Here is a 23480-nt window from a genome sequence, read left to right on the forward strand (position 1 = left end):
ATCAGTCCGGCATGTTTTGTCCCGCGATGTATTGTTTCAGGACTGCAAGCGGGGCGCCACCCACGGTGATGATGCAGTAGCTGCGGCTCCAGAAGACAGGCTTTTGACAATAGAACTTCCGCAGATGCTCGGAGAACTCCTTGCAGATCAGCCTGGAAGTGACGGTCTTGAGGTTGTTGACCAGAGCGGAGGGCGCGGTTTTTGGTGTCAGCTCCAACAGGATATGGACATGATAAAACACAGTGGTATAGTTGCTTCAATGGTTGTTTTTCCATAGCAACCTAATATCATTCAAGCCATGGTGCATCGTAAAGTTACCTATCGATTGTATCCCACCCTGCGCCAGATCAAGACGCTGGAGTGGTTGCGCTGGGTGCATTGCCTGCTGTGGAACACGGCGATGGATGAACGCCGCAGGGGCTGGATTCAGCAGCAAAAATCCCTGTCTTTCTTCGATCAGTGCAAAGCATTGACCGACTGGCTGGCCCAATCGCCCTTGCTTCGGTCGGTCAACGCCCAATCCGAACAGCTGACGTTAAAGCGCCTGGATCTAGCCTTCCGGCACTTCTTCGGCCGGGTGAAGAACGGTGAGAAGCCGGGGTTTCCCCGCTTCAAGCCGCTGCATTGTTTCGAAGGATGGGGTTACAAGACCCACGGAGATGGCTAGCGCTTGCTTGCCGGTCCTGGGATGAAACACGGCAAGTTGCGCCTCTCTGGCGTTGGCGAGCTGCGCATCCGAGGCAAGGCCCGGAGGGTTGACGCGCCCAAAACCTGCGAGATTCTGCACCGCCGCGGCACAGGGTACGCCTCGGTTACGGTGGAGTGCGAGCCCAAGAGATTACATGGGGAACGGATCGGTGGCCTGGATTGGGGTGTGGAAACGTTCGCCACACTGGCCACGCCGGAAGGGGTGGAGCGGATCGAAAATCCCCGGCATTTGCAGCGCTCTCTGGAACGAATCGGCGCCGTACAAAAACGCATCTGCCGCAAGGAGGAAGCCGCGAAAAAGGCCAGCGGCAAGATGAAAGGCTTTCCCCTCTCCAACCGTCTGAGGAAGAAATACGCCCTTTTGGGCAGGTTGCATGAAAAGGTGCCGCAGGCGGCATGCTCCATCAGATGCTCAGGTACAAAGCGCAAGAGGCTGGTGGCTGGGCGATGGAGGCGGATAGCCGCAAGCATAAGCCCAGCCAGCGCTGACAGCTGTGCGGCAGGCTGGAGAAAAAGCCCTTGTCGCAGCGCTGGCATGATTGTCCTTGTGGCGCATCTTGTTCAGGTGATGAGAATGCCGCCAAGCTGCTTTTGAGCTGGGTCATGAAACAGATTGGTGGCCGGGAACCGGCCAAGGCGTTGAGGGAGGTAAGACCGGCAAGCCTTCGAGGCAACCCGGCACTCCCGTAGAAGCGCGAAACTCACGCTATACCATCAGGTTGGCGGGAGTAGTTCATTTATCGAAAAGAGTAGAACTTTCTTCACCGCTCTTGGTAGCTGATTCTTTTTTATCAGTTTCACTATTATTCCCATCTTTTAAGCTTTCCAAATAAAGAGTTATAGCCAAGGCATCCTTATGGCTCATGCGATAGGGAGGCATGGGCGGCTTGGTATATCCCCCATTGGGTAACATGCCTGTTTCTAAGTACTGGACCATATCAGCCTCTTTCCATCCTTCCGGTAATCCTACAAGAGAGACAGCATGAGATGACCAATCTTTGTAAGAAAGTTGATTTACCCAGGCCAAAGTAGCTCCTTGAAGCCATTTATCCATAATGGGCCGATTTTGAGAGTCTTTTGGAGTATGACAATCTCCACAGAGAGCGACAGCTTCGACCAAATATTTTCCATGTTGAATCATTTCTCCTATTTTTGGGTTTGAGGAGGGTTTTAGCGCAGGAGGTTGAGATTGCAAAACTTCTTCTTTAGACAATGGAAAAATATTCAGTTCTTCCTCAACGGCCCATAAATGATTGAGAGATAAAAAAACAAATAAATAAAATGTGGATAAAAAAAACCTCAGCACGGTGAAATTAAAAAATATTTTTTAAACCTATAAAAACAAGCTTTTATTTGAGCTGAAGCAATTAAAAACCTTAAAAAGTTGAAAGCCGAATTCCATGGTTATCCGGTTTTAAAACAAGGATGTCTCCCTCAATAGCGAGTTTCGTAGATTGCTTTTTTAGAGCTTGAACTACCTCTGTAGGATCTCCATAGGTTATGGACATAAGGGTTGAGCCCGATCCACTCAAATAAAAGCCCAAAGCCCCAGCCCCTAAGGCAGCTTTTTTCAACTCTTCCCAGTATGGGATATATTTAAGCCGATAAGGTTCATGAAAATGATCAACAAATAAACCGGGAAGATCTTTATATTGTTTTTTGAAAAAACAGACCGCTATCATTGATGCTCGTTGAATGTTTTCAACAGCGTCTTTGAGTTTTACTTCTTCGGGCAATATCTTGCGGGAGAGTTGAGTGGAAATTTCAATCTGAGGTACAAAGGCTATGAAAAAAACTTTGGAGTCTATTCTACATCTAAAAGCTTTTTGAGGGCTACAAAGGATAAATCCTCCTTGAAAAGCAGGTCTTACATTATCTGGATGACCTTCAAGTTCGATGGCACAGTCCAAAATCTCATCGTTTTTTAAAGGAGAGTCTTCCAGGGCATTTATGCCCGCTAGCAGTCCCAACCTAATTGTGGCGCTGCTTCCAAGGCCTCGAGCTTGGGGGATTTGTGATTTGACAGACCATTTAATTAAAGGACAAGGTCTACTGGTTCTTTTTTCGAATTCCTTCAACGTTTCAACAACCATTGGATGATGCACAGAAGAATGAGCTTCGCTTGTTTTTTCAACCGTAATCACATTGTATAGCGAAAGAGCCGCACCGAAAGTATCGAAACCTGGCCCAAAATTGGTTGTCGTAGCGGGTATCTTTACACGACATCCTTTTATTACTTTTCGAGGAGGGATCGACATGGTCTTTTAGCGAAATGGGTGCGAAGAAGGCAAAAAAGCTTCCAGGGGTTTTATCGGCCATAACTTCACATAGAGGTATCCAAAAATGGCACCTGCTAGATGAGCGGTATGGGAAGATCCCGTATGGATATCAAAGACAAGACAAAGAGCCTCAAAAACAACAAATACAAGAACAATGACTTGAATAACGAGGAAAAAGGTAGGATTAAAGATAAATCGTTGAAAAGGAATATCTTGGTTAAGAGTTAGGCTCCTGATCCAAATTTCTTGGAGACAAAAAGCAAAAGCAAGAAGAAAAGAGAAAACCACCCCACTTGCTCCAATTAATCCTGGCTCATGCATAGGCCCTCCAAAAAAGAACCATCCCAGTCCTCCAGAAATGGCCCCCCCCACAAAAAGCAAGGCAAGTCTCAAATGTCCAAGGACTTTTTCTAGTTGATTGCCAAGGGAATAAATGATAATGGCATTGGTCAGAAGATGAGGAGGCTCCATTTCATCATGAAGGAAAGCATAAGTCAAGAACTCCCATAACCTTCCATGGAAGACGCCATCGGTGGTCAAAGCAAAAAAAGACCTAAACCAGGTGGAACCAAAAACAAACAAAAATGTGATCTGAATAAGATAAATAATAAAAAGAAAAGTGGTGAGAGCTTGGGTTACCCAAGGCAGAGTTTTTAAAAAATAGGGAGAAGACATGTCTTTAAACAAAATCCTCTTATCTTTTTTCATTACTGTTGGTTTATTTTGTTGAAAAACTTCTCTGGGCTTTAAGAATTTTCAAAAGATTTCCTTTTCTAAGTTGGTCGTTTTGAAAGCAAAAATCAACCCTATTTCCTTGCTTCTCTCTGTATAAAATATATTGAGGTTTTCAAACTATATTCATGGAAATATCTATAGCCTGGGCACTATGGGTAAGAAGCCCAAGGGAGATATAATCGACTCCGAGCCGACTTACAGCCAGTAGTTTTTCTCTATCTACTTTTCCAGATACCTCCACAGCAACTCGAGATGCTATAATGTTAAGTGCTGTCGTAATCTCATCTATGCTCATATTATCAAGCATAATGATGTCAGGGGATAGCTCACAAAATTGAGCAACTTCTTCAAGAGTTGACGCCTCAATTTCAACCTTCACAAAGGGCTTTTGATCTCTAACGGCTGCGATCCGGGTTTTCATCCATTGCAACCAATCATCTTTATGGCTTTTTTTCAGAAGGGCTATGTGGTTATCTTTAATAAGAATATGACCACTCAGAGAAAGCCTGTGGTTTGACCCACCTCCACAAATCACAGCATATTTCTGCAATAATCTCAATCCTGGCAACGTCTTGCGAGTATCCAAAATTTTCGTTTTTGTTCCTTCTAGAGCACGAACAAAATGGCTTGTCAGGGTAGCCACTCCACAAAGATGAGACAAGAAATTTAAAGCCACTCTTTCTCCCATAAGTATGCTTTGGGCATTCCCAGAGATTTCCATTATTGGAGTGTTTTTTTTGACTTCCTGCCCATCCTCAGCCAAAAAGAAGCATTCTACAGAGTGATCCAGCAAGCGAAAAACCATGCTAGCCAAAGAAAGTCCACAAACAATGGCATCCTGCTGGATAATAATTTGGGCTTTTGTTTTTAAATTCTGAGCAATGAACAGAGAAGAAGTAAGATCTGCTGTTCCGATATCTTCTTCTAAACAGCGTTGAACTATCTGTTTCAGAATCAATTCAGGAATAAAATAAAGGGGGGAGTTTTCTTTTTTCATTCTTATTTCGCCTTACTTTCCTTTAAAGGATAATCCAAAGCCAAAGATGATAATTTAGATAAATGACATTTTTTAAAATTTTTCCTATTTTAGTGTAAAGGCTAGAGCAGTCATCATAAAAGAAATCTTGATCCATAAAAATAAATATTAGGCATGGAAATAAGATGAAAAAAAAATAAAATTTTAAACTCTTTTTGATAAACTGTATTCTAATTCCAAATAATATGCTCTTTGGAAAAATAAAATCTATTCCGCTGCCTCAAGTCGCCAAAATGATTGGTGACAAAAGCGGAATTATCGAAATAACCACCCCAGAAAATGAACTGTATAAATTTTTCTTTTCAAAACGGCTGTTCTTGGGGGCTGAAAAACAAAATGTATTAATCGAAAACATTTTTACATTAAGATCTATACTCTCAGAACTTTCAGAAAAACATGAAAGCCGCTTTCTTTTTAAGGAAATATCGATCGAAAGTAAAATTAGTGGATTTTCTCTTACGCTTGACCAGTTTATTATCGCTTCCCTTCATCCTCTCAAAATCAAATACCAAAAGACTACTGCTGATTTTTATCCTGATCCAGATACCGTTTTTATTAACACCGGTACTGATACAAGCTGTATTGGATGTGATTTTTTATTATTCTGGATAGAAGCCCAGCCCTTTTTCTCAAGAGGAACAAGTGCAAAAGAATTATCAAAGTTCCTGTTTTTTTCTTTGGAAGATATTCTTTATTATACCTATACACTCAACCTTCTCGATATCATTAGACTAGCTGATAAAAAAAGGGTCTTTCAACTGCCTCTATTGAAAACTCCCCAAATTCAAAACGTGGAGAATAAAACGGAGCTTGCTCTTGTTTCTTCTTCAACCCCTATAGAAGAAAAGAGTTCTCCCTATCCTGTGCAAACAACAACCGAGTCCCAGGCAATTCAACTCTATCAAGTTGATAATCAACAAAAAAAAGGATTGCTTAGGCGCTTGATTTATGGTTTTAAGAACTTCTTTAGGAAAATGTATGAATGAGAACGTTATAAAAATTTTTGTGACAGGACCTTCTGGGGCAGGGAAAACAACCTTTATTCGTTCGATAAGTCAATCTGAAGTGATCTCCACAGATGTTCCTTGTACCGATATGGTTGGAAAGAAAGAAACGACTGTGGCAATGGATTACGGCACACTTGATCTTGATAGATACTCAATCCATCTTTTCGGTTCACCCGGGCAAGACAGATTCAACTTCACTTGGGATATTCTTAAGGAAGGAGCTTTAGGGATAGTCATTCTTGTGGGCGGTCATGATCCAAGCCAGCTTCCTTTATTAAAAAAAATACATGATAAATTTGTAACCGAATCGACTGTTCCCTATATCCTGGGTGTTACTCATCAGGACTTAAAAGAAGTGTGGACACCCGAAGAAATAGCCCTTTACCTCAATATAGATCCTTATCTGTGCGTTGGTATAAATGCGTTGGATGAAAATAGTGCGACAGATCTATTGGTACGTTTATTCGAAATCATTGAAAAAGGGATGGGTGAATAACTCTTATTTTTAGGTGAAATTTAGTTCTCTTTTAAAAGAGCTAAATAAAGAAGCAAAAAGAAGTTAAGGAAAAAGTTTTTTCAATTTTTCTTGATCTATGCTTAGAACAAAATTATGAACTTTTAATCTAAAATTATAAATTCAAAAAGGAGCATGTTAAAATGTCTATTTCTGAGGAACTCAATATTGTACTTGGAGGATTACGAAGCGCTGTTCCAGAGATTACCGCAGCCTTGATCGCTACCACAGATGGTTTACCCGTTGCTCACTCTCTTAGTTCAGGTGATCCCAATCGGCTTTCGGCCATGGCTGCAACAGCCTTAGGACTGGGGAAAAGAATATGTGAAACATTTGGAGGAGGTGAGTTCAAAGAAAATACTGTGTCAGGTTCAGAAGGACAAATGTTTATCTATTCTGCTGGGGGAAAAGCGGTTCTTGGTGTCATCACAAAAACAGGCGGTAATGTTGGGCTTATCCATCTTGAGTCAAGAGAAGCAGCCAATAAAATCGCTTTAATCTTAAGTCGAGGGATGTAAGGGAACAGAGATTTGTTCATTATTTTTACTTGACTTTCATATTGTCATCGATAAGAAAAAAACACTCATGACTTATTGGCTTATCGCTACTTTATCAGAAGGGAAAACTGAGCCACTCGTTCAACCGGCAGCAGAGACCCTTTTCTGGATAGGTTTTCTTCCCGTTACTAGTTCCATGATTCAAACATGGATAGTGATGGGAATAATGTTTTTGATTATTAGGCTTGGGACATTAAAGCTTTCGCTGATTCCGGGAGGTCTTCAAAATGCGATTGAAGCAGCGGTAGAGGGCTTAGAAAAACTCACCCGAGGCCTACTCGAACCGAAGGTAGCGGATTGGGCATTTCCCCTTGTAGCGACCTATTTTATTTTCATTGTTTTTTCCAACATTACTGATCTGCTTCCCGGTGTGGGCAGTATAGGCTTTGGGGAAAAAGATCTGGGAAGACATATTCCCCTGGCTATAAAGCATACTTCTGTTCCTCTTTTTAGACCTCCCACCTCCGATGCAAACATGACTACGGCCATGGCTTTGATATTCTTTATAATGAGTAGCTTTTGGGCCATTCGTTATCATCAAGGGTTTAAAGGGCTTTTTACGCATATTTTCGGGGTTAAAGGAGGGTTTAAAGGCTGGATAGTCATTCCTCTAACAGTTCTTTTTGCAGCTGTTGGTTTAATGGAAATTATATCCATCCTTATTCGACCCGTGGCCTTGGCCATGCGGTTGTATGGTAACATTTATGGTGGGGAAACTGTCCTGCACATGATGACGGGAATATTGTGGGGACTGCCCGCTGTGCCTTTCTATTTTTTTGAATTTATGGTCGCTATAATTCAGGCACTCATATTTACGTTGCTTTCTATTGTTTTTACCGGAACTCTCTGTTCCCATTTTGGGGAAGAAGAATCAAAAGAGGAATAATCTAGTTTTAAAAATATTTATTTTTTAGATTTATTAGAGATAGTTTTTCGTTGTTTTATTTTACGAAAAAGGGTAAGTGAGGGAAAATGCAATGGCTTGAATGGAATGCTGAGTAAGGGAGTATTTAATTTCTATTCTAAAAAATGCTTGTTTTCGTCAAGCGATAAAAAAATACTCATTTTATAAGCTTTTACTTATAAAATTTATAAACACATGAAACAACGGTTGTTTCATGTGTAAGCAAAAAAATAAACAATAAATATCATCCAAATGATTAAATAAATAAAAACAGGGAGAATAAAAATGTTGTTCTTAGCTCAAATGGTTTCTGGAAATGTAGCCATCGGTTTGGCTGCTTTAGGTGGTGCTGTTGGAGTAGGACTGGCTGCTTTGGGTGCAGCTGGAGCCATAGGGAGAAATCCGGGGGCATTTGGTCTTGTATTCACGACAGCTTTGCTAGGTATGGCCTTGTCAGAAGGATTGGCCATCTTGGTCTTCTTCGTTGTCGGAAAATAACCCTAAGGATATTATGGAAGACACCTTACACCAACTGGGCATTGAATGGAATAAACTCATTGCTCAAATCATAAATTTTGTTATTGTACTATGGGTTCTTAATCGCTTTGCCTTCAGACCCGTACTTAAGATTTTGGAAGAAAGGAGACAAAAAATTGCCGAAAGTCTCCAAAATGCTGAAAAGATAAAACAAGAACTGGCTGAAGCTGAAGAAGCCAGAAAAGAAATATTGCGTAAGGCAAATGAGCAAGCTTCCTTAATCGTTGCTGAAGCGCAAAAAGTGGCCACATTTCAAGGCGAAAAGAAAATTCAAGAAGCCGTTGAGGAGGCAAAAAGGATTCTACAAAAAGCAGAAGAGACAGCCAGGCTTGAAAGAGAAAAGGCAAAAGAAGAAATGCGCAGGGAAATATTAAAGCTTGTGGTTGATATAAGCTCTAAAGTTGTAGGAAAGACGCTTTCTTCCGATGATCAGGAACGGTTGAAAAACGAAGTATTAAGCAGATTGCCTCAAAGAGAGGTTTCAGATGCCTATTCTAGAAATTAATGCTTTTTGTTGGCAGAAAAAAGATCGATGAAAATTAGTAGAGAAGCTAAACGCCAAGCTAAAGTTCTTTTTAAGTTATGCCAAAAGAATGGCTCTATCGATACGATAAAACTTAAAGAAGTGATCAATAGGCTATTAGAGGAAAAGCCTAGGCGTTATTTAGAAGTTCTAGAGAGGCTCAGACAACTCGTTACCCATGAAGTCGCTAAAAATACCTATGTGGTTCAAAGTCCCATAGAGCTTCCAGATCAAGGTAAAACGGTTTTTGAAAAGCTTGAAAAAATCTTTGGCCCAGCTCTAGAAAAGAAATATCAGATCTGTCCGGAGCTGATCGGTGGGATTAGAATTCAGGTGGGTAGCGATGTATGGGATGGGTCAATAGCCTATAAACTTAAAAATCTCGAGGCAAGCTTAAATAAATAATTTCTTATTGAGCTAGATGGCAACCAACTATTGTTGAACAGGAGAATCTAATATGGACATTTCTCTTCTCCAAGAAATAGAAGAAAAAATATCTGAACTTAAACTTGAAATCGGCAAATCAAATGTAGGGGTTGTGAGGGAAATAGGCGATGGGGTTGTAAAGATCGAGGGCTTAAGTGATGTAGGCATGAACGAAGTGATAGAGTTTCCTCACCGGCTCGATGAATTTGGACAGCCTATAAGGGCTCTCTGCTTAAACCTCGAAGAAACCGAGGTGGGCGGAGTCATCCTGGGAGACTATTTACCCATTCGTGAGGGAGATGAAGTCAGAACGACAGGCAAACTTCTTCGTGTTCCCGTAGGTAAAGAGCTTTTAGGTCGGGTAATCAATCCTTTAGGACAAGCTCTTGATGGGAAAGGTCCTATATTAACGCAAAAGAGCTATCCGGTAGAAAAAATTGCCCCTGGTATTATAAAACGCAGAAGTGTCAATCAACCTGTGCAAACCGGTATTGTAGCCATCGATGCCATGATTCCCATCGGAAGGGGACAAAGAGAACTGATTATTGGGGACAGGTCGACAGGCAAAACAACAATCGCAATCGATACTATCATTAATCAGGCCCATCTGAACAGGGCTAATGAAAAGGATCCATCTTACAGACCTCTTTATTCCATCTATGTGGCTATAGGTCAGAAAAACGCCAACATTTCTAGGGTTATTGACACACTTGAAAAACATGGTGCGTTGGCTTATACCGTAGTTGTTGTGGGATCGGCCTCTGATCCCGTCACTTTGCAATACTTAGCTCCTTTTGCAGGAACAGCAATCGGGGAATGGTTTATGGATAATGGTATGGATGCTTTAATCGTATATGACGATTTATCAAAGCATGCCGCTGCTTATAGGCAAATTTCTCTGGTTTTAAAAAGACCCTCGGGTAGAGAGGCCTATCCAGGAGATATCTTTTATCTTCACTCCAGACTTCTTGAAAGATCGGCCAGGCTTAACGAAAAAAGTGGAGGAGGCAGTTTAACCGCATTGCCTATTATTGAAACTCAGGCAGGGGATGTTTCAGCCTACATTCCTACAAATGTTATCTCTATAACCGATGGACAGATATATTTAGAAACCGATCTTTTTTATCAAGGCATAAGACCAGCCATTAATGTTGGGCTTTCTGTTTCTCGCGTGGGTTCTTCAGCTCAACTCAAAGCTGTTAAACAGGTTGCTGGCAAAATAAAACTTGAACTTGCCCAGTTCAGGGAATTGGCTGCATTCGCCCAGTTTGCTACAGATCTTGATCCGGCAACAAAAGCTAAACTTGATCGTGGAAGTCGAATTGTGGAAATTTTCAAGCAACCCCAATATTCTCCTGTTCCAGTAGAAATACAAGTGGCGGTGCTATGGGCAGTCCAAAATGGATATTTTGATAAGATAGCCCTAGAAAAGGCAAAACAGGTTCAAACAAAACTTGTTGATTATCTCGAGAGTAGAGAGCCTACCATTCTTGAATCGATCAAATCTAAAAAGGCCTTGGACGACGATATTATTAAATCTCTTCGGCAAGCATTAGATAACTTTTTCCAAGGCCTTGTCGAATAAGGATTATTTCAATCATGGCTACAACTAGGGAAATCCGAAGACGTATCAGATCTATAAAAAATACTGCTCAGATCACCAAAGCGATGCAGATGGTCGCTGCATCGAAAATGCGTAAAGCCCAACAAAGAGCCATTGAAGGAAGACCCTATCACAGTCTTTTCCAGGAAATTGTTCATAGTCTAATTCCTCAAGCTGGCCAACTGATTCATCCTTTACTGCAAGCAAGAACGATACAAAAAGAAGCTGTATTTGTGATTGGAACAGATAAAGGTCTATGTGGTCCATTGAATACCAATCTTCTTCGTGAAATTATCAAACATCATAGTCCAAACCATGTGTATGTCAGCATGGGAAAGAAGGTCAGAAATTATCTGTCTACTCTAAAAGGGAGCAAAGGAGAAAATTTGCTTTGGGCTGATTTCGAACTCAAAGATAACCTTTCTTTCCGGGAGGCAAAAAGGATAGGTCAGTTTCTTATTGAAAAATATCTTAATAAAGAAATTGATGCCATTTCAATCGCCTATTCTCATTTTGTCAACCCACTCATTCAAAAGCCTATTTATCGACGCATTGCTCCGCTCAGTGAAGTGGAATTAATGAAAAAAGAAGAAAAAAAAGAACAGCACTCTGCAGAAAGTTTTATTCCCTTTAACTTCGAGCCCTCTCCAGAAGAACTGCTCAACAATATTTTACCCTTTTACGTCCACTGGGAAATCTATCAATCTATTCTGGATAACCTGGCCTCGGAACATAGCGCAAGAATGGTAGCGATGAAAAGCGCCACAGAGAATGCCAAAAGTTTGCTTCAAGATTTATCCTTGGAATACAACAAAGCCAGGCAAGAATCGATAACAAAAGAAATTCTGGAAATTGCAACCGCGCAATATGCGATGGAATAAAAATTAAACCTAAAAAGCAAGCAAAATGAAAAAAGGAAAAGTTGTACAAATTATTGGACCAGTTGTAGATGTTGAATTTTCAGATACAGAAGTTCCTCCTATTTATAACGCCTTAAAAATAAATTACCTGAAGGAAGGGGAGCCAACTACTTTGACCCTTGAAGTCCAACAACATCTTGGGGAAGGTTGGGTAAGAGCCATTGCGATGTCTTCAACGGATGGGTTAAAAAGAGGAATGGAAGTTGAAGACACCGGCCAGTGTATTGCTGTGCCCGTTGGACCATCCGTATTAGGAAGAATCTTTAACGTGCTTGGAGATCCTATTGATGAAAAAGGGGAAGTCCATGCAGAAAAAAGACTGCCTATTCATAGGCCAGCTCCAAGCTTATTGGATCAAGATATTAAAGCCACAATTCTAGAGACGGGAATAAAGGTTATTGATCTGATCTGTCCATTCCTGAGAGGAGGAAAGGTGGGAGCTTTTGGGGGGGCCGGTGTAGGGAAAACGGTGGTGATTATGGAGCTGATTAATAACATCGCTAAAGCTCATGGAGGATTTTCCGTTTTCTCCGGTGTAGGAGAAAGAACTCGTGAAGGCAATGATCTTTACAATGAAATGGCCGAGGCAAAAGTCATTGATTTAGAAGATCTTTCAAAATCAAAAGTAGCATTGGTCTATGGACAGATGAATGAACCTCCTGGGGCCAGATTACGGGTTGGGTTATCTGGCTTGACTATGGCTGAATATTTCAGAGATGAGATGAAACAGGATGTTCTTCTGTTCATCGATAATATCTTTCGATTTTCACAAGCAGGCTCTGAAGTTTCCGCTCTTCTTGGAAGAACACCTAGTGCCGTAGGCTATCAACCTACTCTAGCCTCCGAAATGGGAGCTTTGCAGGAAAGGATTACTTCTACTCGGAATGGTTCCATTACATCCTTTCAAGCTGTTTATGTTCCTGCGGATGATTTAACCGACCCAGCTCCCGCAAACACTTTTGCTCATCTTGACTCGACAATAGTTCTTGAAAGATCGATTGCCGAACAGGGGATTTATCCGGCTGTAGATCCTTTAGCTTCAACTTCAAAAGCGCTTAGCCCAGAGGTAGTAGGGCAAGAACATTATGAAGTAGCCAGAGGAGTGCAACGGGTTCTTCAAAGATACAAGGATTTGCAGGATATTATCGCTATTTTGGGCATGGACGAGCTTTCTCCCGAAGATAAGCTCATTGTGTATAGGGCAAGGAAAATCCAGCGATTTCTTAGCCAACCTTTTCATGTAGCTGAAGTTTTCACTGGCATTAAGGGTCAATATGTGCCGATTAAAGAGACTATTCGTGGCTTCAAAGAAATTCTTGAAGGTAAACATGACGATGTGCCCGAAGGTAATTTTTATATGAAAGGAACTATAGATCAGATTCGATCCTAAGGAGTTATGAGCATGACATTGCAACTGGTTACTCCAGATGGAGTGACCTTTTCAGAAGAAGTTGAGCAGGTCACCTTGCCAGCTATTGATGGAGAAATGGGTATTTATCCTAATCATGAACCTCTAATAACCCAAATCGTTCCCGGTGAATTATCCTATACAAAAAATGGCGGTAAAAAATATTTTCTGGCTATTGGAGAAGGATTTGTAAAAATAACGGCTAAAAATGTATCCATTCTTGTCGATATGGCTTTAAGAGAAGAGGAAATAGAAGAGAAGAAAGTAGAGGAAGCTATTGCTCGGGCCCAAGCTGCCATAAAGCAAAAACTTATTGGAGAAGAGGAACTCGCAGCTACTCAAGCCATACTCCTGAAATCCATGGCACAATTAAAAGTCAAACGTAGAAGGCATGGCTCTGGAGCACCTCCAGCAACAAGTTAAGATTAGAATTAGTCAAAGAACCAAAAAAAAGGGCATAAAATGGTTTTGTTGCTGTGGATTGGTTTATATTTTATTCATGATTTTTCCAAGACACGTTGATATCGTTGGTCATTATTTAGCTATTCAATGGAATGATCAGTCGGAGTCCTTGATTCTCCTTGAGAAACTAAGAAAAAACTGCCCTTGTGCCCTTTGCCAGGGTGAAAGCACGATACTTACTCAAAAAAAAGCTCCATCCCTTTCCTATAGTCCTCAAAGCATGGAATTAAAAGAAACACGGATTGTAGGCAGTTACGGACTCCAATGCTTTTGGGCAGATGGACATCAAACTGGAATTTATCCCTTTTCTTTGCTTTACGAACTGGGGAAAGAAAATAGTTGAAAGTTTAAAGAATGAACTCTTTCAAACGATGAAAGAAATAAAGTCGGCTGTCAATCCCTTTAAAGAAGCCTTGAAATTTCTTCCAGCCGATATCCTTTGTGGAATCTCTGGAGGAGTAGACTCCATTGTCCTTCTCCATAGTTTGGTAGAATCAGGGAAAAGACCAGTCGTCTTACATTTCAAACACGGCTGGAGAAAGGAAGAAGAATATGATGCAAAACTCGTTGAGGAAACGGCAAAAGAACTCGGTGTTGAATTCATAACAGGAAAATCTAAAAAATCACTACCCCAAAGCGAAGCTATAGCTAGAGAAGATCGTTTCAGATTTTTTAAAACCGTAGCAGAGCAAAAAAACTGTTTTAACCTTGTTTTAGCGCATCATGCTGATGACCAGGTAGAAACCTTCTTGATGCAACTGATAAGGGGGACAGGAAGCAGGGGATGGGGAATGGACAAGCAAACTAGTTTTGGAAAACTCATTATCTATAGACCCTTTCTCGAATTCTGGAAATCTGATATTATCAGTTTTGCTCAAAAAAGAAATTATCGATGGGTAGAGGATCAAACCAATGACAATGCTCTTTTTCTTAGAAACAGGATTAGAAAAGAACTTATCCCATTTTTAGAGAATCGGTTTTCTAGATCAATCAAAAAATCCTTATGGAAATTTTGTGAGGTGTTAAGGGAAGAAAAAAAATGGATGACCAGCCTTGTTCAAGATTTGTCATCTTCTCACACACTCCGCTTAGCCGATTTAGAAAGTGCTCCCATTGGGAAAAAACGATTAATTCTAGCTCTTTGGCTTAAAAAAAGAGGAATTAGCGACATCAGCTTCGATGATATTGAGTCCATTCGAAAACTGATCGAAGAACAGGGCAAAAAAAAATGCAATTTAAGCAGAAAAGCTGCTGTCATATTAACTAAAGGTGAACTCCTTTTAACCACGCAATGAAAGCCCATCTTGGAATTGTATTCCCAATCAGGATTAATCGTTATCTGGCTTCTTGCGGCCTTGGTTCAAGAAGAAGTTGTGAAACCCTTGTCCGTGAAGGACGGATTAAGGTAAACGGTCTTATAGTCAGAACTCTTGGACAAAGAATCTATCCTGAAGACAAAGTAGAGTTAGACGGCAACCAGCTATTATGCCCACAACAAAAACAAACTTTTTTGTTTTACAAGCCAAGAGGAATAGTCTGTAGCCGAAAGAATGCCTTTGGAGAAAAAACGATCTACGATCTTTTACCTCCCTCTGTTCAGTCGCTATTCTATGTGGGTAGGCTTGATAAAGAAAGTGAAGGGCTTCTCCTTTTGACCAATGATGGGTTGTTAGCCAACAAAATTCTTCATCCCAAATATCACTTTACAAAAAGCTATATTGTTAGCCTTGGAAGAGCCTTTGACGAAAAAGATAAAAAAGATCTTCTTAAAGGTATGTATATCGAAGGAAAAAGAGTTAAGGCAGAAGAGGTAATCATTCAAGAGGAAAACAAGTTAAAAGTTGTATTAACTCAAGGGATGAAGAGACAAATCCGGATAATGTTATCGATTCTTGGATACAAAGTCATTAGGCTTAGAAGAATAGCTATAGGCCCTCTTACTCTTGGAAAAATGAAGCCGGGAGAGCTACGTCCCTTAACAGAAAAAGAAAAAAAATCCCTCTATAGAGCTTGCGAACTTTTATGATGACACTTTAACTACAAAAAAGAGAAACCGAGTATGAATAGCAACAACCCTCTATGGGGAGGTCGTTTCAATGAAAAGCCTTCTTCAGTGTTTTTAGAATTTAGTCAATCAATAAGCTTTGATTGGAGGCTTTACAGCCAGGATATTCGGGGAAGCATCGCCCATGCTCGAATGCTGGAAAAAATTGGCATTATTAATGCCACAGAAAGTGAAGAAATTCAAAAAGGGTTAACGGAGATTCTTCAAGAGATAGAGCAAGGACAATTCAGCTGGTCAACAGAGCTTGAAGATATCCACATGAATATTGAAAGCGCTCTTATTAAAAAAACAAAAGCAGGTCTCAAACTCCATACGGCTAGGAGCAGAAATGATCAAATTGCGACAACGATGCGTTTGTGGCTAAAAGAAGAAGTCCAAAAAATACTAACTCTTCTTAGCCGGCTGCAAGCCGTTTTGGTCTCTTGGGCTGAAGACAATTTGGATGTCGTTATCCCTGGCTACACACATCTTCAAAGGGCTCAACCTGTCTGTTTATCCCACCAGATTCTGGCTTATGTTGAAATGCTAGAGAGAGATAAGGAAAGGTTTCAAGAATGCTATAAGCATGCGGATGTTTTAGTGTTGGGCAGTGGTGCCTTGGCAGGAAGCACGCTCCCTTTAGACAGGGAGTATGTGGCCAGGTTGTTAGGCTTTGAGAAGATAGCCGAAAATTCAATGGATGCGGTCAGCGATCGAGACTTTGTTCTAGATTTTCTCTATGGAGCATCTACATTGGGTGTTCATCTATCACGGTTTGCGGAAGATATGATTCTTTGGTCTACAAGCGAGTGGGGGTTTTTGGAATTACCTGATTCGTTTTCTTCTGGTTCAAGCTTGATGCCCAACAAAAAAAACCCGGATTGCTTTGAACTTTTGCGTGGAAAATCGGCTCGGTTGATCTCGAATCTAACCAGGTTATCTATTCTCCTCAGATCACTGCCCTTGACCTACAATAGGGACATGCAGGAAGATAAAGAACCACTGTTCGATTCCGCAGACACCGTTGAGCTCTGTCTTGAAATGCTTATAGCTGTGGTACCCAATCTAAAGATCAAAAAACACCGTTGCATGCATCAGTCTCAAGATCCTCTTCTTTATGCCACTGACATCGCCGATTGGCTTGTAGAAAAACAGGTTCCCTTTAGGGAAGCCCACCATAAAGTGGGTGAGTTGGTGGGTTATTGCCAAAAAAACTCCCTTTTGCTGTCCGCTGTTCCAGAGTCTATTTTAGAAACCATACATCCCGAGCTCCCAAAGCAATGGAAAACATTCTTTGATCCCCAAAAATCCCTGGAAAGGAAAAAAACTCTCGGCTCACCTAATCCAGATTTTGTAAGGAAAAGAATTCAGTTCTGGAAAGAAAAATTAAAAAAGTTTCAGAATTCTTAAAAAAGCTCAAACCTCAATAGGAGAAGGGGGAGGATTTTGTCCTTCTTTCTTTCTTAACCTATATTGTACCACACTGTAAAAAACAAAAACTATTTCTAATAAAACATAAACCAGAACATAGCCCAGTCCACCACTGCCAAATCCATAACTGTGTAAGCCCTTCCCTAATACGAAATTAACTCCATACCAAGCCATAAGAACACTCAGAAAACAGAATATGGAACCTATAGCCAATCCGAATTCTCCCCACCATCGAGCTATGCGGCCATGTAGGACAACTAAATAACAAAGAAGAGTAATTAAAGCCCATGTTTCTTTAGGATCCCAATCCCAGAATCTTCCCCATGAATAATTTGCCCAAACCCCACCAAGAATGGTCCCTGTAGCCAACAAAAACACTCCAATTTGAAGAGAGCGGTAAATATACTTTGCCAAAATCCCTCTTTGGAAATTTCCAAATTCAGGATTTCTGAATGAATTCCACAAGTATATATGGCCAAGCCCAAGAGCAAGGGCAAAAGCAGCATAGCTTAAAGTAATAGTTAATACATGAATAGTTAGCCAAAAATTATTCCGCAGTACCGGGACAAGGGGCTGAATGGTAGGATCAAAAATCAAGGGTTGAGATTCAACTATAAGCATGCATACCGCTGCAAAGGGAGTGGATGCGACCAAGAAAAAATGAGAATGATAAATGGCCTCAAAAATAAGAGAAAAAAGTATAGCCCCAAAAGAAACCCAAATAACCGACTCATACATATTACTTACAGGAGGCCGACCCGCAATAAGTATTCTGCAAATAAACCCGTAAACATGGAAAAGAAAACCGAAAACCGTCAACCCCCAACCAATCCTATATCCTAATTCTTTCTTCCAACCGCTAGTCACAAGAAAAACAACAGAAGCCAATATATAGCAGACAAGAGTCCATTTCCAAGGATCCAAAACCGAATAAGTATGCTCAAAAAGGAGGGAATCCACTGCAGGATATATCCTTGGACTGTAATCTCTGATCTGTTTAGCAAATTGAGCGGCCTCTTCCTGAGCTTTTGATATCTCGCCTTTAAGATAAGACCTTTTCATCGAATCGAAAATGGCCGTTAAGGCATCCGAAAGACCTTGAGGATAATAAAGATTGGCTTTCTCAACCGTAACCCATTTTTTAGTAGGATCTGAAGAGTCGGGAATGACATCAAAAATCTCCCCTGAATACAGCTCTTCGAAGAGTTTCATTCGTGAAGAAACAGCCATTGCTTCTTTTTCCTCAGGTTTTAACGAAGAACCTTCAGTACTACTCCTATGCAGATGTCTTAAGGCAAAGTCCTTAAAAAGGGTGTTTTCTTGGAGTTGTTGAAAAGAAAAAAGTTTTCGATGCAAATCTAATCCAATATCTTTTCTTAATACAGGACTATCGACAAGAATCACCGGTTGCCTTTCCCATCCCTCAGGATGAAACCATAGGGATAGAACAAAATCTGTACTTCCAATCTTTTCACCTTCATTAGTTCTTATTGAATCTTTACCACTCAAGCTAAGCAATATTTCTCGAGCAAAAACTGTTAAGGGTTTTTTTCTGCCCGCATGTTGAATAGCTATCTGAGAAAATTGGTTCAGTTCCTTTGCTCCTAAGGATGGGGGAATTATGCAGAGAACAATCAGAATTACCCTCAATATCATTTTGGACATCATGATAGTAAAAAGATAGTAATTGAGTATTTAAAGTAAATAAACAAAATACTATTTATGTCAAAAGAAGCAAGCTTTCTCTTTCCTTCTTTCTATAATCAACAATTTATTTGACCAAGTGCGCGGGCTTGCCCCGCCGCTTGGGGCGGGGAAGGATAGCGCGGAGGGCGTAGCCGTCCTTGGTTTCAGTGTGGCGTCTGCAGCTGCCCTGGTGTAATGGCGCACGATGGAAATCGGCGCGCCCCCGCAGCTTGAAGCGAAGTACGACGGCGACCACAGCACACCGCGCCAGTACCAGCTCTGAATGTCGGGCCGCTCTTTGCGCAGCAAGCGGCTGGATACGCCCTTGAGACTGTTCATGAGGTTGGAGACGGCGACCTTGGGCGGATATTCCACGAGCAGATGGACGTGATCGTCCTCGCCGTCCATCTCGTGATGGCGTCGTCGAACACTTTGCGGCGGTATTTCGTCACGAAGATGGACATGCATCTTGAAAACACAGTGCCGTCCATGCCTTATATCTTGATTTTGCGCCATAGGCTAAGTATAATGTTTCCATGCTTATCCGCCAAGCCTTCAAGTACGAATTGATGCCAAACGGCCAGCAAGAGCGGCAAATGTGCCGCTTCGCTGGCTCATGCCGGTTCGTCTACAACAGGGCGCTGGCGTTGCAGAAGGAGCGCCACGAGCGAGGCGAGAAAAAACTTGGCTACGCTGGGTTGTGCAAGCTGCTCACCGAGTGGCGCAACAGCGCGGAAACGGCATGGCTCAAGGACGCTCCGGTGCATCCCTTGCACCAATCCCTCAAAGACCTGGAGCGAGCCTACGCCAACTTCTTTGCCAAGTGGGCTGGTTTCCCACGCTTCAGGAAGAAAGGCATGTCGGATAGCTTCCGCTACCCCGACCCGAAGCAGATCAAGCTGGAGCAGCACAACAACCGCATCTTTCTGGCCAAGCTCGGCTGGCTGCGCTACCGCAACAGCCGGGAGCTGCTCGGTGTAGTCAAGAACGTCACCGTAAGCCAGTCATGCGGTAAGTGGTACGTGAGCATCCAGACCGAGCGGGAGGTTGAGCAGATCGTCCCGCAAGGGGGTACGGTTGGCATCGACATGGGGATCGCCCGCTTCGCTACGCTTTCGGATGGCACGTTCTACGCCCCGCTCCACAGCTTCAGGCGGCATGAGATGGCGTTGCGCAAGGCGCAGCAGTCATTGAGCCGCAGGGTCAGATTTAGCAACAACTGGAGGAAGGCAAAAGCAAGAGTTGGGCGCATCCACGCACGCATCGCCAATGTCCGCCGCGACTTCCTGCATAAGACCTCGACAGCGATCAGCAAAAACCACGCTGTAGTCTTCGTCGAGGACTTGCAGCTACGGAACATGTCCGGGTCGGCGGCGGGCACTGTCGAGGCTCCAGGCCGAAACGTTCGGGCCATGTCCGGCCTGAACAAGTCGATCCTGGATCAAGGTTGGTTCGAGTTCGGTCGCCAACTGGACTACAAGCTGGCATGGCGGGGCGGCCGGCTGGTCGCCGTGCCGCCGCAGAATACGAGCCGCGCCTGCCCGTGCTGCGGACACGTTTCGGCGGACAACCGCCAGACGCAGGCCCGGTTTGCGTGTGTGGAATGTGGTTTCGAGGACAACGCCGATGTGGTCGGTGCAATCAACATCTTCTCTCGCGGGATGCAAATGTTGCGGGACGAAGGGCAGGGCACGCTGCACGCTTGCAGCGGGATGGCGCAAGCCGTCAGCCCGGATGGCCTGTGGATCGAACCGCGCTGGCGGTCGGAAGCAGGAACCCACCGAAGCGACCCAGGAGAGGCGCCATGCCACCCCTGAGCGCCGTAGGAATCTCCGGCCTTCAGGCCGGGGAGGATGTCAAATTTCATTGACCTAAGAAAAATTGAAAAACAATGATCAGTTGATTTTAATAAAGAGTTTCAGTTCAAAAGATGCCAAATTTTCACAATAGACTTAATTCTATCCCTGAAGCATTAGAATGCTTAAGAGAGGGTAAGCTCGTCATTGTCGTCGACGACGAAGATAGAGAAAATGAAGGCGACTTTATTGGCGCAGCCGAACTTTGCAATGCAGAGACAGTCAATTTCATGACAAAGGTAGGCCGGGGTCTGATATGCGTCGCGTTGACTCAAGAGCAGGCAGATAGACTAGACCTTCCTTTGATGGTTCAACCCAAGGATAACACGGCCCTCTATGGTACACCCTTTACCGTATCAGTAGATTACATTGAGGGCACGACCACTGGGATTTCTGCCGAAGATAGAGCTAAAACCATTAGAGCCTTAGCCCATCCAAGATCTCGTTCCTCCGATTTTAGAAGGCCTGGACATATTTTCCCTCTTCGTTCTTCTCCAGGTGGAGTATTAATGCGTGCTGGCCATACTGAAGCAGCGGTTGACTTAGCGAGGTTAAGTGGCTTAAATCCAGCGGGGGTTCTTGTCGAAATTATGAAAGATGATGGAACCATGGCTAGATTAGATGATCTGCAAAAAATGGCAAAGACTTATGGTTTGCCTATCATTACCATTAAAGATCTCATCTCTTATCGCATCCAAAATGAATCGCTTGTTGAAAAGCTCATTTCGGTCAATCTTCCTACAGAATTTGGCTCTTTTCAGTTACTGGCATTTAAAAATATTTTAACCCATGAAGAACACCTAGCCCTGGTCAAGGGAAAATGGGATCCCGATGAAGCTGTTTTAGTAAGAGTACACTCCCAATGTCTTACCGGAGAAATCTTTCATTCCCTTCGCTGTGATTGCCGGCAACAATTAGAAATGGCGATGGAAGCTATCGAAAAAGAAGGTAAAGGGGTAATCGTTTATCTCAAACAGGAAGGAAGGGGAATCGGCCTTTTAAATAAACTTAAAGCCTATAGATTACAAGACTCTGGAATGGATACTGTAGAAGCAAATCTAGCTTTGGCCTTTGCAGCGGATAATAGGGATTATGGAATAGGCTGCCAGATTTTACGATCTCTTGGGATCCGTCGTCTTCGCCTTCTCACCAATAACCCCATTAAGCGTATTGGACTGGAAGGGTATGGGTTGGAAATTGTTGAAAGAATTCCCTTACACGTTAAAGCTAACGATTACAACAGAAATTATCTTCGGACAAAGGTTGATAAACTGGGACATTTAATACCTAAAGAATTAATAGATTCGACCGATGATAAATAAGGTTGTGGGAAGATGGCTGGGAAAAAAAATTTAAAAAATCTTTTTTGCAGTATTCTCCAGGTAATCCTTAGTCTTTTTCTTTTTATTACCATGGATAATGTCATCTTTCTTTTGGTCGATTCATCCGCTTATGGAAATTCGAATCAAGGGAAATTAGAGGAGTGGATAGTGGTCAGTGGTGGGCCTGCTTTGCGCTTTTTTGAACATGGCAAAGCGGATTCCCATGATAAATATTGGGGAAATTTTATCCGGGCTTCTGTAGCAAGGATTGAGCAGCTGCAATTATCTCAACCTCAAAATGTTGAAATAAGCTGGCTTGTTTTTCGTCCCGGATACTTAAGACGCAGCAAGGAAGAAAAGCTTGATATTCTTGCTCAGATCGTTAATCAAGCTAATGCTCTTGGAGTTCAACTATTCTGGTTCGACACAAAAGAAGAGTTGATCAATTATCTTAATTTTGGCAAAGATCGAAAATACGAACCAATCGGTAATTTCGACTATTTTGGCCATTCTAACAAAGCCTGTTTTATGTTTGATTACAGCTCGCAGTTTGACAATCTTTCCCAGGAATTTCTCCACGAGAAGGAATTAGCTTTAATTGAAAAAAAAATATTTACTAAAAAAGCGACTATCAAAAGCTGGGGATGTCATTCGGGAGAGTTTTTTTCACAGAAATGGAAAAAAAGATTTGGTATACCTATGACAGGAGCTGTTGGTAAAACTGACTATACAAGTGCAAGCCTCCCTTATTTATCTAAAAACGGCAAATGGACTCAATAAGAACAATTGGTTTTCAACTGCTTAGCATTTTTTTCTTTTTAACCTTCGGAACACTGTATGGTCAACCCTCGGCAACAGCAGAAATTCCTCGCTTGCCCATTCCATCTCCCCCTAATGATCCCCAACAACAGAGTTCGGTTGTAACGGCTGATCGAGCGAACACTGAAAAAGAAAAACCTCTTTTACCTCCCGCTCAATATGCCACTGAACCTTTAAACCCACCTCCTGGGATATCCGTAGAAGAATACATTGGCCATAGAGCTGTGGACAAAAATGGCAGTGGATGGGGATGGGTAAAAAGACCAAATGAGGACTGGAAAGATGCCCATTGGGTAGCTTTAAAAGAGACTCCCGGAGGAATAGTTGCTCCCTGGAGAAAACTTAAAAAAAAGACTGCTGATGATAATTTTGAATATCGAATGAAAGGATACATAACCGATTATAAAGTCTACGACCCTCATACAAACGAATTACTAGAAGTTTTTGTTCCCGAAATGATCGTACCCATAGGACCAGCAAAACCTTTAGCGATGAAACCCGGTCCTCCGTCCCGTTTTTCTCATATTCCGGAAGAATGGACTACAAGGAGAACCTCTCAATAGGATTTGCAAGCTTTCATATCCAACCTTGCGTCTACGTGATGAGAACGCCGCCAAGGTGCTTATGAGCTGGGTCATGAAACAGATTGGTGGCCAGGAACCGGCCAAGGCGTGGAGGGAGGAAAGACCGGCAAGCCTTCCAG

General features: G+C 42.3%; 29 protein-coding genes and 1 pseudogene. 23 read left to right on the forward strand and 7 right to left on the reverse strand.

The genetic code is table 11. The annotated features are described in order from the left end of the window. Position 1: 1 nt before the first annotated feature. Positions 2-184, reverse strand: a complete 183-nt coding sequence (locus tag IT6_RS10660; protein WP_390881589.1) for a transposase — start codon at positions 182-184, stop codon at positions 2-4. Here IT6_RS10660 and IT6_RS10455 point away from each other — a divergent pair. From IT6_RS10455 to IT6_RS06145, 4 genes are all read left to right on the forward strand, one after another. Further along, positions 104-277 (forward strand): hypothetical protein, encoded by a 174-nt coding sequence (locus tag IT6_RS10455; protein ID WP_242524118.1) that lies wholly within the window; start codon positions 104-106, stop codon positions 275-277. The two genes, IT6_RS10660 and IT6_RS10455, sit on opposite strands and share 81 nt — an antisense overlap. A gap of 21 nt (positions 278-298) precedes the next feature. After that, complete coding sequence (locus IT6_RS06135) at positions 299-667, forward strand: transposase (RefSeq protein WP_206825606.1); 369 nt, start codon at positions 299-301, stop codon at positions 665-667. Positions 668-822: 155 nt separating this feature from the next. Continuing rightward, a complete protein-coding gene (locus tag IT6_RS06140) occupies positions 823-1086 on the forward strand; it encodes a hypothetical protein (RefSeq protein ID WP_206825608.1) in 264 nt (87 codons plus the stop codon). A gap of 141 nt (positions 1087-1227) precedes the next feature. Beyond that, positions 1228-1398 (forward strand): hypothetical protein, encoded by a 171-nt coding sequence (locus IT6_RS06145; RefSeq protein ID WP_206825610.1) that lies wholly within the window; start codon positions 1228-1230, stop codon positions 1396-1398. A 43-nt stretch (positions 1399-1441) separates the two neighbouring features. Here the strand turns inward: IT6_RS06145 and IT6_RS06150 are convergent, their stop codons facing one another. The 4 genes from IT6_RS06150 to nadC form a co-directional block, all read right to left on the reverse strand. After that, positions 1442-1921, reverse strand: a complete 480-nt coding sequence (locus IT6_RS06150) for a cytochrome C (protein WP_242524119.1) — start codon at positions 1919-1921, stop codon at positions 1442-1444. Positions 1922-2084: 163 nt separating this feature from the next. Continuing rightward, positions 2085-2966, reverse strand: coding sequence for a homoserine kinase (gene thrB / locus IT6_RS06155; protein ID WP_206825611.1), 882 nt, complete (start codon positions 2964-2966; stop codon positions 2085-2087). A 6-nt stretch (positions 2967-2972) separates the two neighbouring features. Beyond that, a complete protein-coding gene (locus IT6_RS06160; protein WP_242524120.1) occupies positions 2973-3662 on the reverse strand; it encodes a rhomboid family intramembrane serine protease in 690 nt (229 codons plus the stop codon). 172 nt (positions 3663-3834) lie between these two features. Beyond that, entirely contained in the window at positions 3835-4719 is an 885-nt protein-coding gene (gene nadC / locus IT6_RS06165; RefSeq protein ID WP_206825612.1) for a carboxylating nicotinate-nucleotide diphosphorylase, read from the reverse strand. Between the two features lie 224 nt (positions 4720-4943). Between nadC and IT6_RS06170 the strand changes: the two genes are divergently transcribed. The 15 genes from IT6_RS06170 to argH all read left to right on the forward strand — a co-directional run bounded on the left by IT6_RS06170 (position 4944) and on the right by argH (position 17073). Continuing rightward, positions 4944-5744 (forward strand): Fis family transcriptional regulator, encoded by an 801-nt coding sequence (locus IT6_RS06170; protein WP_242524121.1) that lies wholly within the window; start codon positions 4944-4946, stop codon positions 5742-5744. Then, positions 5737-6261: a GTP-binding protein gene (locus IT6_RS06175; protein WP_206825613.1), complete on the forward strand. Its 525-nt coding sequence runs from the start codon at positions 5737-5739 to the stop codon at positions 6259-6261. Before IT6_RS06170 ends, IT6_RS06175 begins: the two co-directional genes overlap by 8 nt. Before the next feature lie 161 nt (positions 6262-6422). Continuing rightward, positions 6423-6797 (forward strand): roadblock/LC7 domain-containing protein, encoded by a 375-nt coding sequence (locus tag IT6_RS06180; RefSeq protein ID WP_134439712.1) that lies wholly within the window; start codon positions 6423-6425, stop codon positions 6795-6797. Positions 6798-6864: 67 nt separating this feature from the next. Continuing rightward, positions 6865-7722 (forward strand): F0F1 ATP synthase subunit A, encoded by an 858-nt coding sequence (gene atpB, locus IT6_RS06185; RefSeq protein ID WP_134439713.1) that lies wholly within the window; start codon positions 6865-6867, stop codon positions 7720-7722. Positions 7723-8043: 321 nt separating this feature from the next. After that, complete coding sequence (locus tag IT6_RS06190) at positions 8044-8238, forward strand: ATPase (RefSeq protein WP_242524122.1); 195 nt, start codon at positions 8044-8046, stop codon at positions 8236-8238. Positions 8239-8251: 13 nt separating this feature from the next. Next, positions 8252-8782, forward strand: a complete 531-nt coding sequence (gene atpF / locus IT6_RS06195) for a F0F1 ATP synthase subunit B (RefSeq protein ID WP_206825614.1) — start codon at positions 8252-8254, stop codon at positions 8780-8782. A gap of 27 nt (positions 8783-8809) precedes the next feature. Next, positions 8810-9205: a F0F1 ATP synthase subunit delta gene (locus IT6_RS06200; protein WP_134439715.1), complete on the forward strand. Its 396-nt coding sequence runs from the start codon at positions 8810-8812 to the stop codon at positions 9203-9205. 52 nt (positions 9206-9257) lie between these two features. Further along, a complete protein-coding gene (gene atpA / locus IT6_RS06205) occupies positions 9258-10811 on the forward strand; it encodes a F0F1 ATP synthase subunit alpha (protein WP_134439716.1) in 1554 nt (517 codons plus the stop codon). A gap of 14 nt (positions 10812-10825) precedes the next feature. Beyond that, entirely contained in the window at positions 10826-11710 is an 885-nt protein-coding gene (gene atpG / locus IT6_RS06210; RefSeq protein WP_206825615.1) for an ATP synthase F1 subunit gamma, read from the forward strand. Positions 11711-11735: 25 nt separating this feature from the next. Then, on the forward strand, positions 11736-13139 hold the full coding sequence (gene atpD, locus IT6_RS06215) for a F0F1 ATP synthase subunit beta (protein WP_134439718.1): 1404 nt from the start codon (positions 11736-11738) through the stop codon (positions 13137-13139). A 6-nt stretch (positions 13140-13145) separates the two neighbouring features. After that, positions 13146-13580: an ATP synthase F1 subunit epsilon gene (gene atpC, locus IT6_RS06220; RefSeq protein WP_134439719.1), complete on the forward strand. Its 435-nt coding sequence runs from the start codon at positions 13146-13148 to the stop codon at positions 13578-13580. 76 nt (positions 13581-13656) lie between these two features. Then, positions 13657-13962, forward strand: coding sequence for a DUF971 domain-containing protein (locus IT6_RS06225; protein ID WP_134439824.1), 306 nt, complete (start codon positions 13657-13659; stop codon positions 13960-13962). A 28-nt stretch (positions 13963-13990) separates the two neighbouring features. Next, a complete protein-coding gene (gene tilS / locus IT6_RS06230) occupies positions 13991-14914 on the forward strand; it encodes a tRNA lysidine(34) synthetase TilS (protein WP_134439720.1) in 924 nt (307 codons plus the stop codon). Then, positions 14911-15645 (forward strand): pseudouridine synthase, encoded by a 735-nt coding sequence (locus IT6_RS06235; RefSeq protein ID WP_206825616.1) that lies wholly within the window; start codon positions 14911-14913, stop codon positions 15643-15645. Before tilS ends, IT6_RS06235 begins: the two co-directional genes overlap by 4 nt. 33 nt (positions 15646-15678) lie before the next feature. Continuing rightward, positions 15679-17073: an argininosuccinate lyase gene (argH, locus tag IT6_RS06240; RefSeq protein WP_206825620.1), complete on the forward strand. Its 1395-nt coding sequence runs from the start codon at positions 15679-15681 to the stop codon at positions 17071-17073. Positions 17074-17079: 6 nt separating this feature from the next. Here argH and IT6_RS06245 read toward each other — a convergent pair whose 3' ends face one another. Together IT6_RS06245 and tnpA are read right to left on the reverse strand one after the other, a co-directional pair. Then, positions 17080-18750: a cytochrome c biogenesis protein gene (locus IT6_RS06245; protein ID WP_242524123.1), complete on the reverse strand. Its 1671-nt coding sequence runs from the start codon at positions 18748-18750 to the stop codon at positions 17080-17082. 194 nt (positions 18751-18944) lie between these two features. Continuing rightward, positions 18945-19296: pseudogene (gene tnpA / locus IT6_RS06250) on the reverse strand (IS200/IS605 family transposase). A 20-nt stretch (positions 19297-19316) separates the two neighbouring features. On the opposite strand from tnpA, the gene IT6_RS06255 reads away from it, so the two are divergent. From IT6_RS06255 to IT6_RS06270, 4 genes are all read left to right on the forward strand, one after another. Continuing rightward, entirely contained in the window at positions 19317-20597 is a 1281-nt protein-coding gene (locus tag IT6_RS06255) for an RNA-guided endonuclease InsQ/TnpB family protein (protein ID WP_206825624.1), read from the forward strand. Positions 20598-20710: 113 nt separating this feature from the next. Then, entirely contained in the window at positions 20711-21958 is a 1248-nt protein-coding gene (locus tag IT6_RS06260) for a bifunctional 3,4-dihydroxy-2-butanone-4-phosphate synthase/GTP cyclohydrolase II (RefSeq protein ID WP_206825625.1), read from the forward strand. A gap of 12 nt (positions 21959-21970) precedes the next feature. After that, on the forward strand, positions 21971-22738 hold the full coding sequence (locus IT6_RS06265; protein ID WP_134439725.1) for a hypothetical protein: 768 nt from the start codon (positions 21971-21973) through the stop codon (positions 22736-22738). Continuing rightward, complete coding sequence (locus IT6_RS06270; RefSeq protein WP_134439726.1) at positions 22726-23340, forward strand: hypothetical protein; 615 nt, start codon at positions 22726-22728, stop codon at positions 23338-23340. Before IT6_RS06265 ends, IT6_RS06270 begins: the two co-directional genes overlap by 13 nt. The last annotated feature ends 140 nt before the right edge of the window (positions 23341-23480 follow it).

This window comes from Methylacidiphilum caldifontis, from assembly GCF_017310505.1.
GTDB lineage: Bacteria > Verrucomicrobiota > Verrucomicrobiia > Methylacidiphilales > Methylacidiphilaceae > Methylacidiphilum > Methylacidiphilum caldifontis.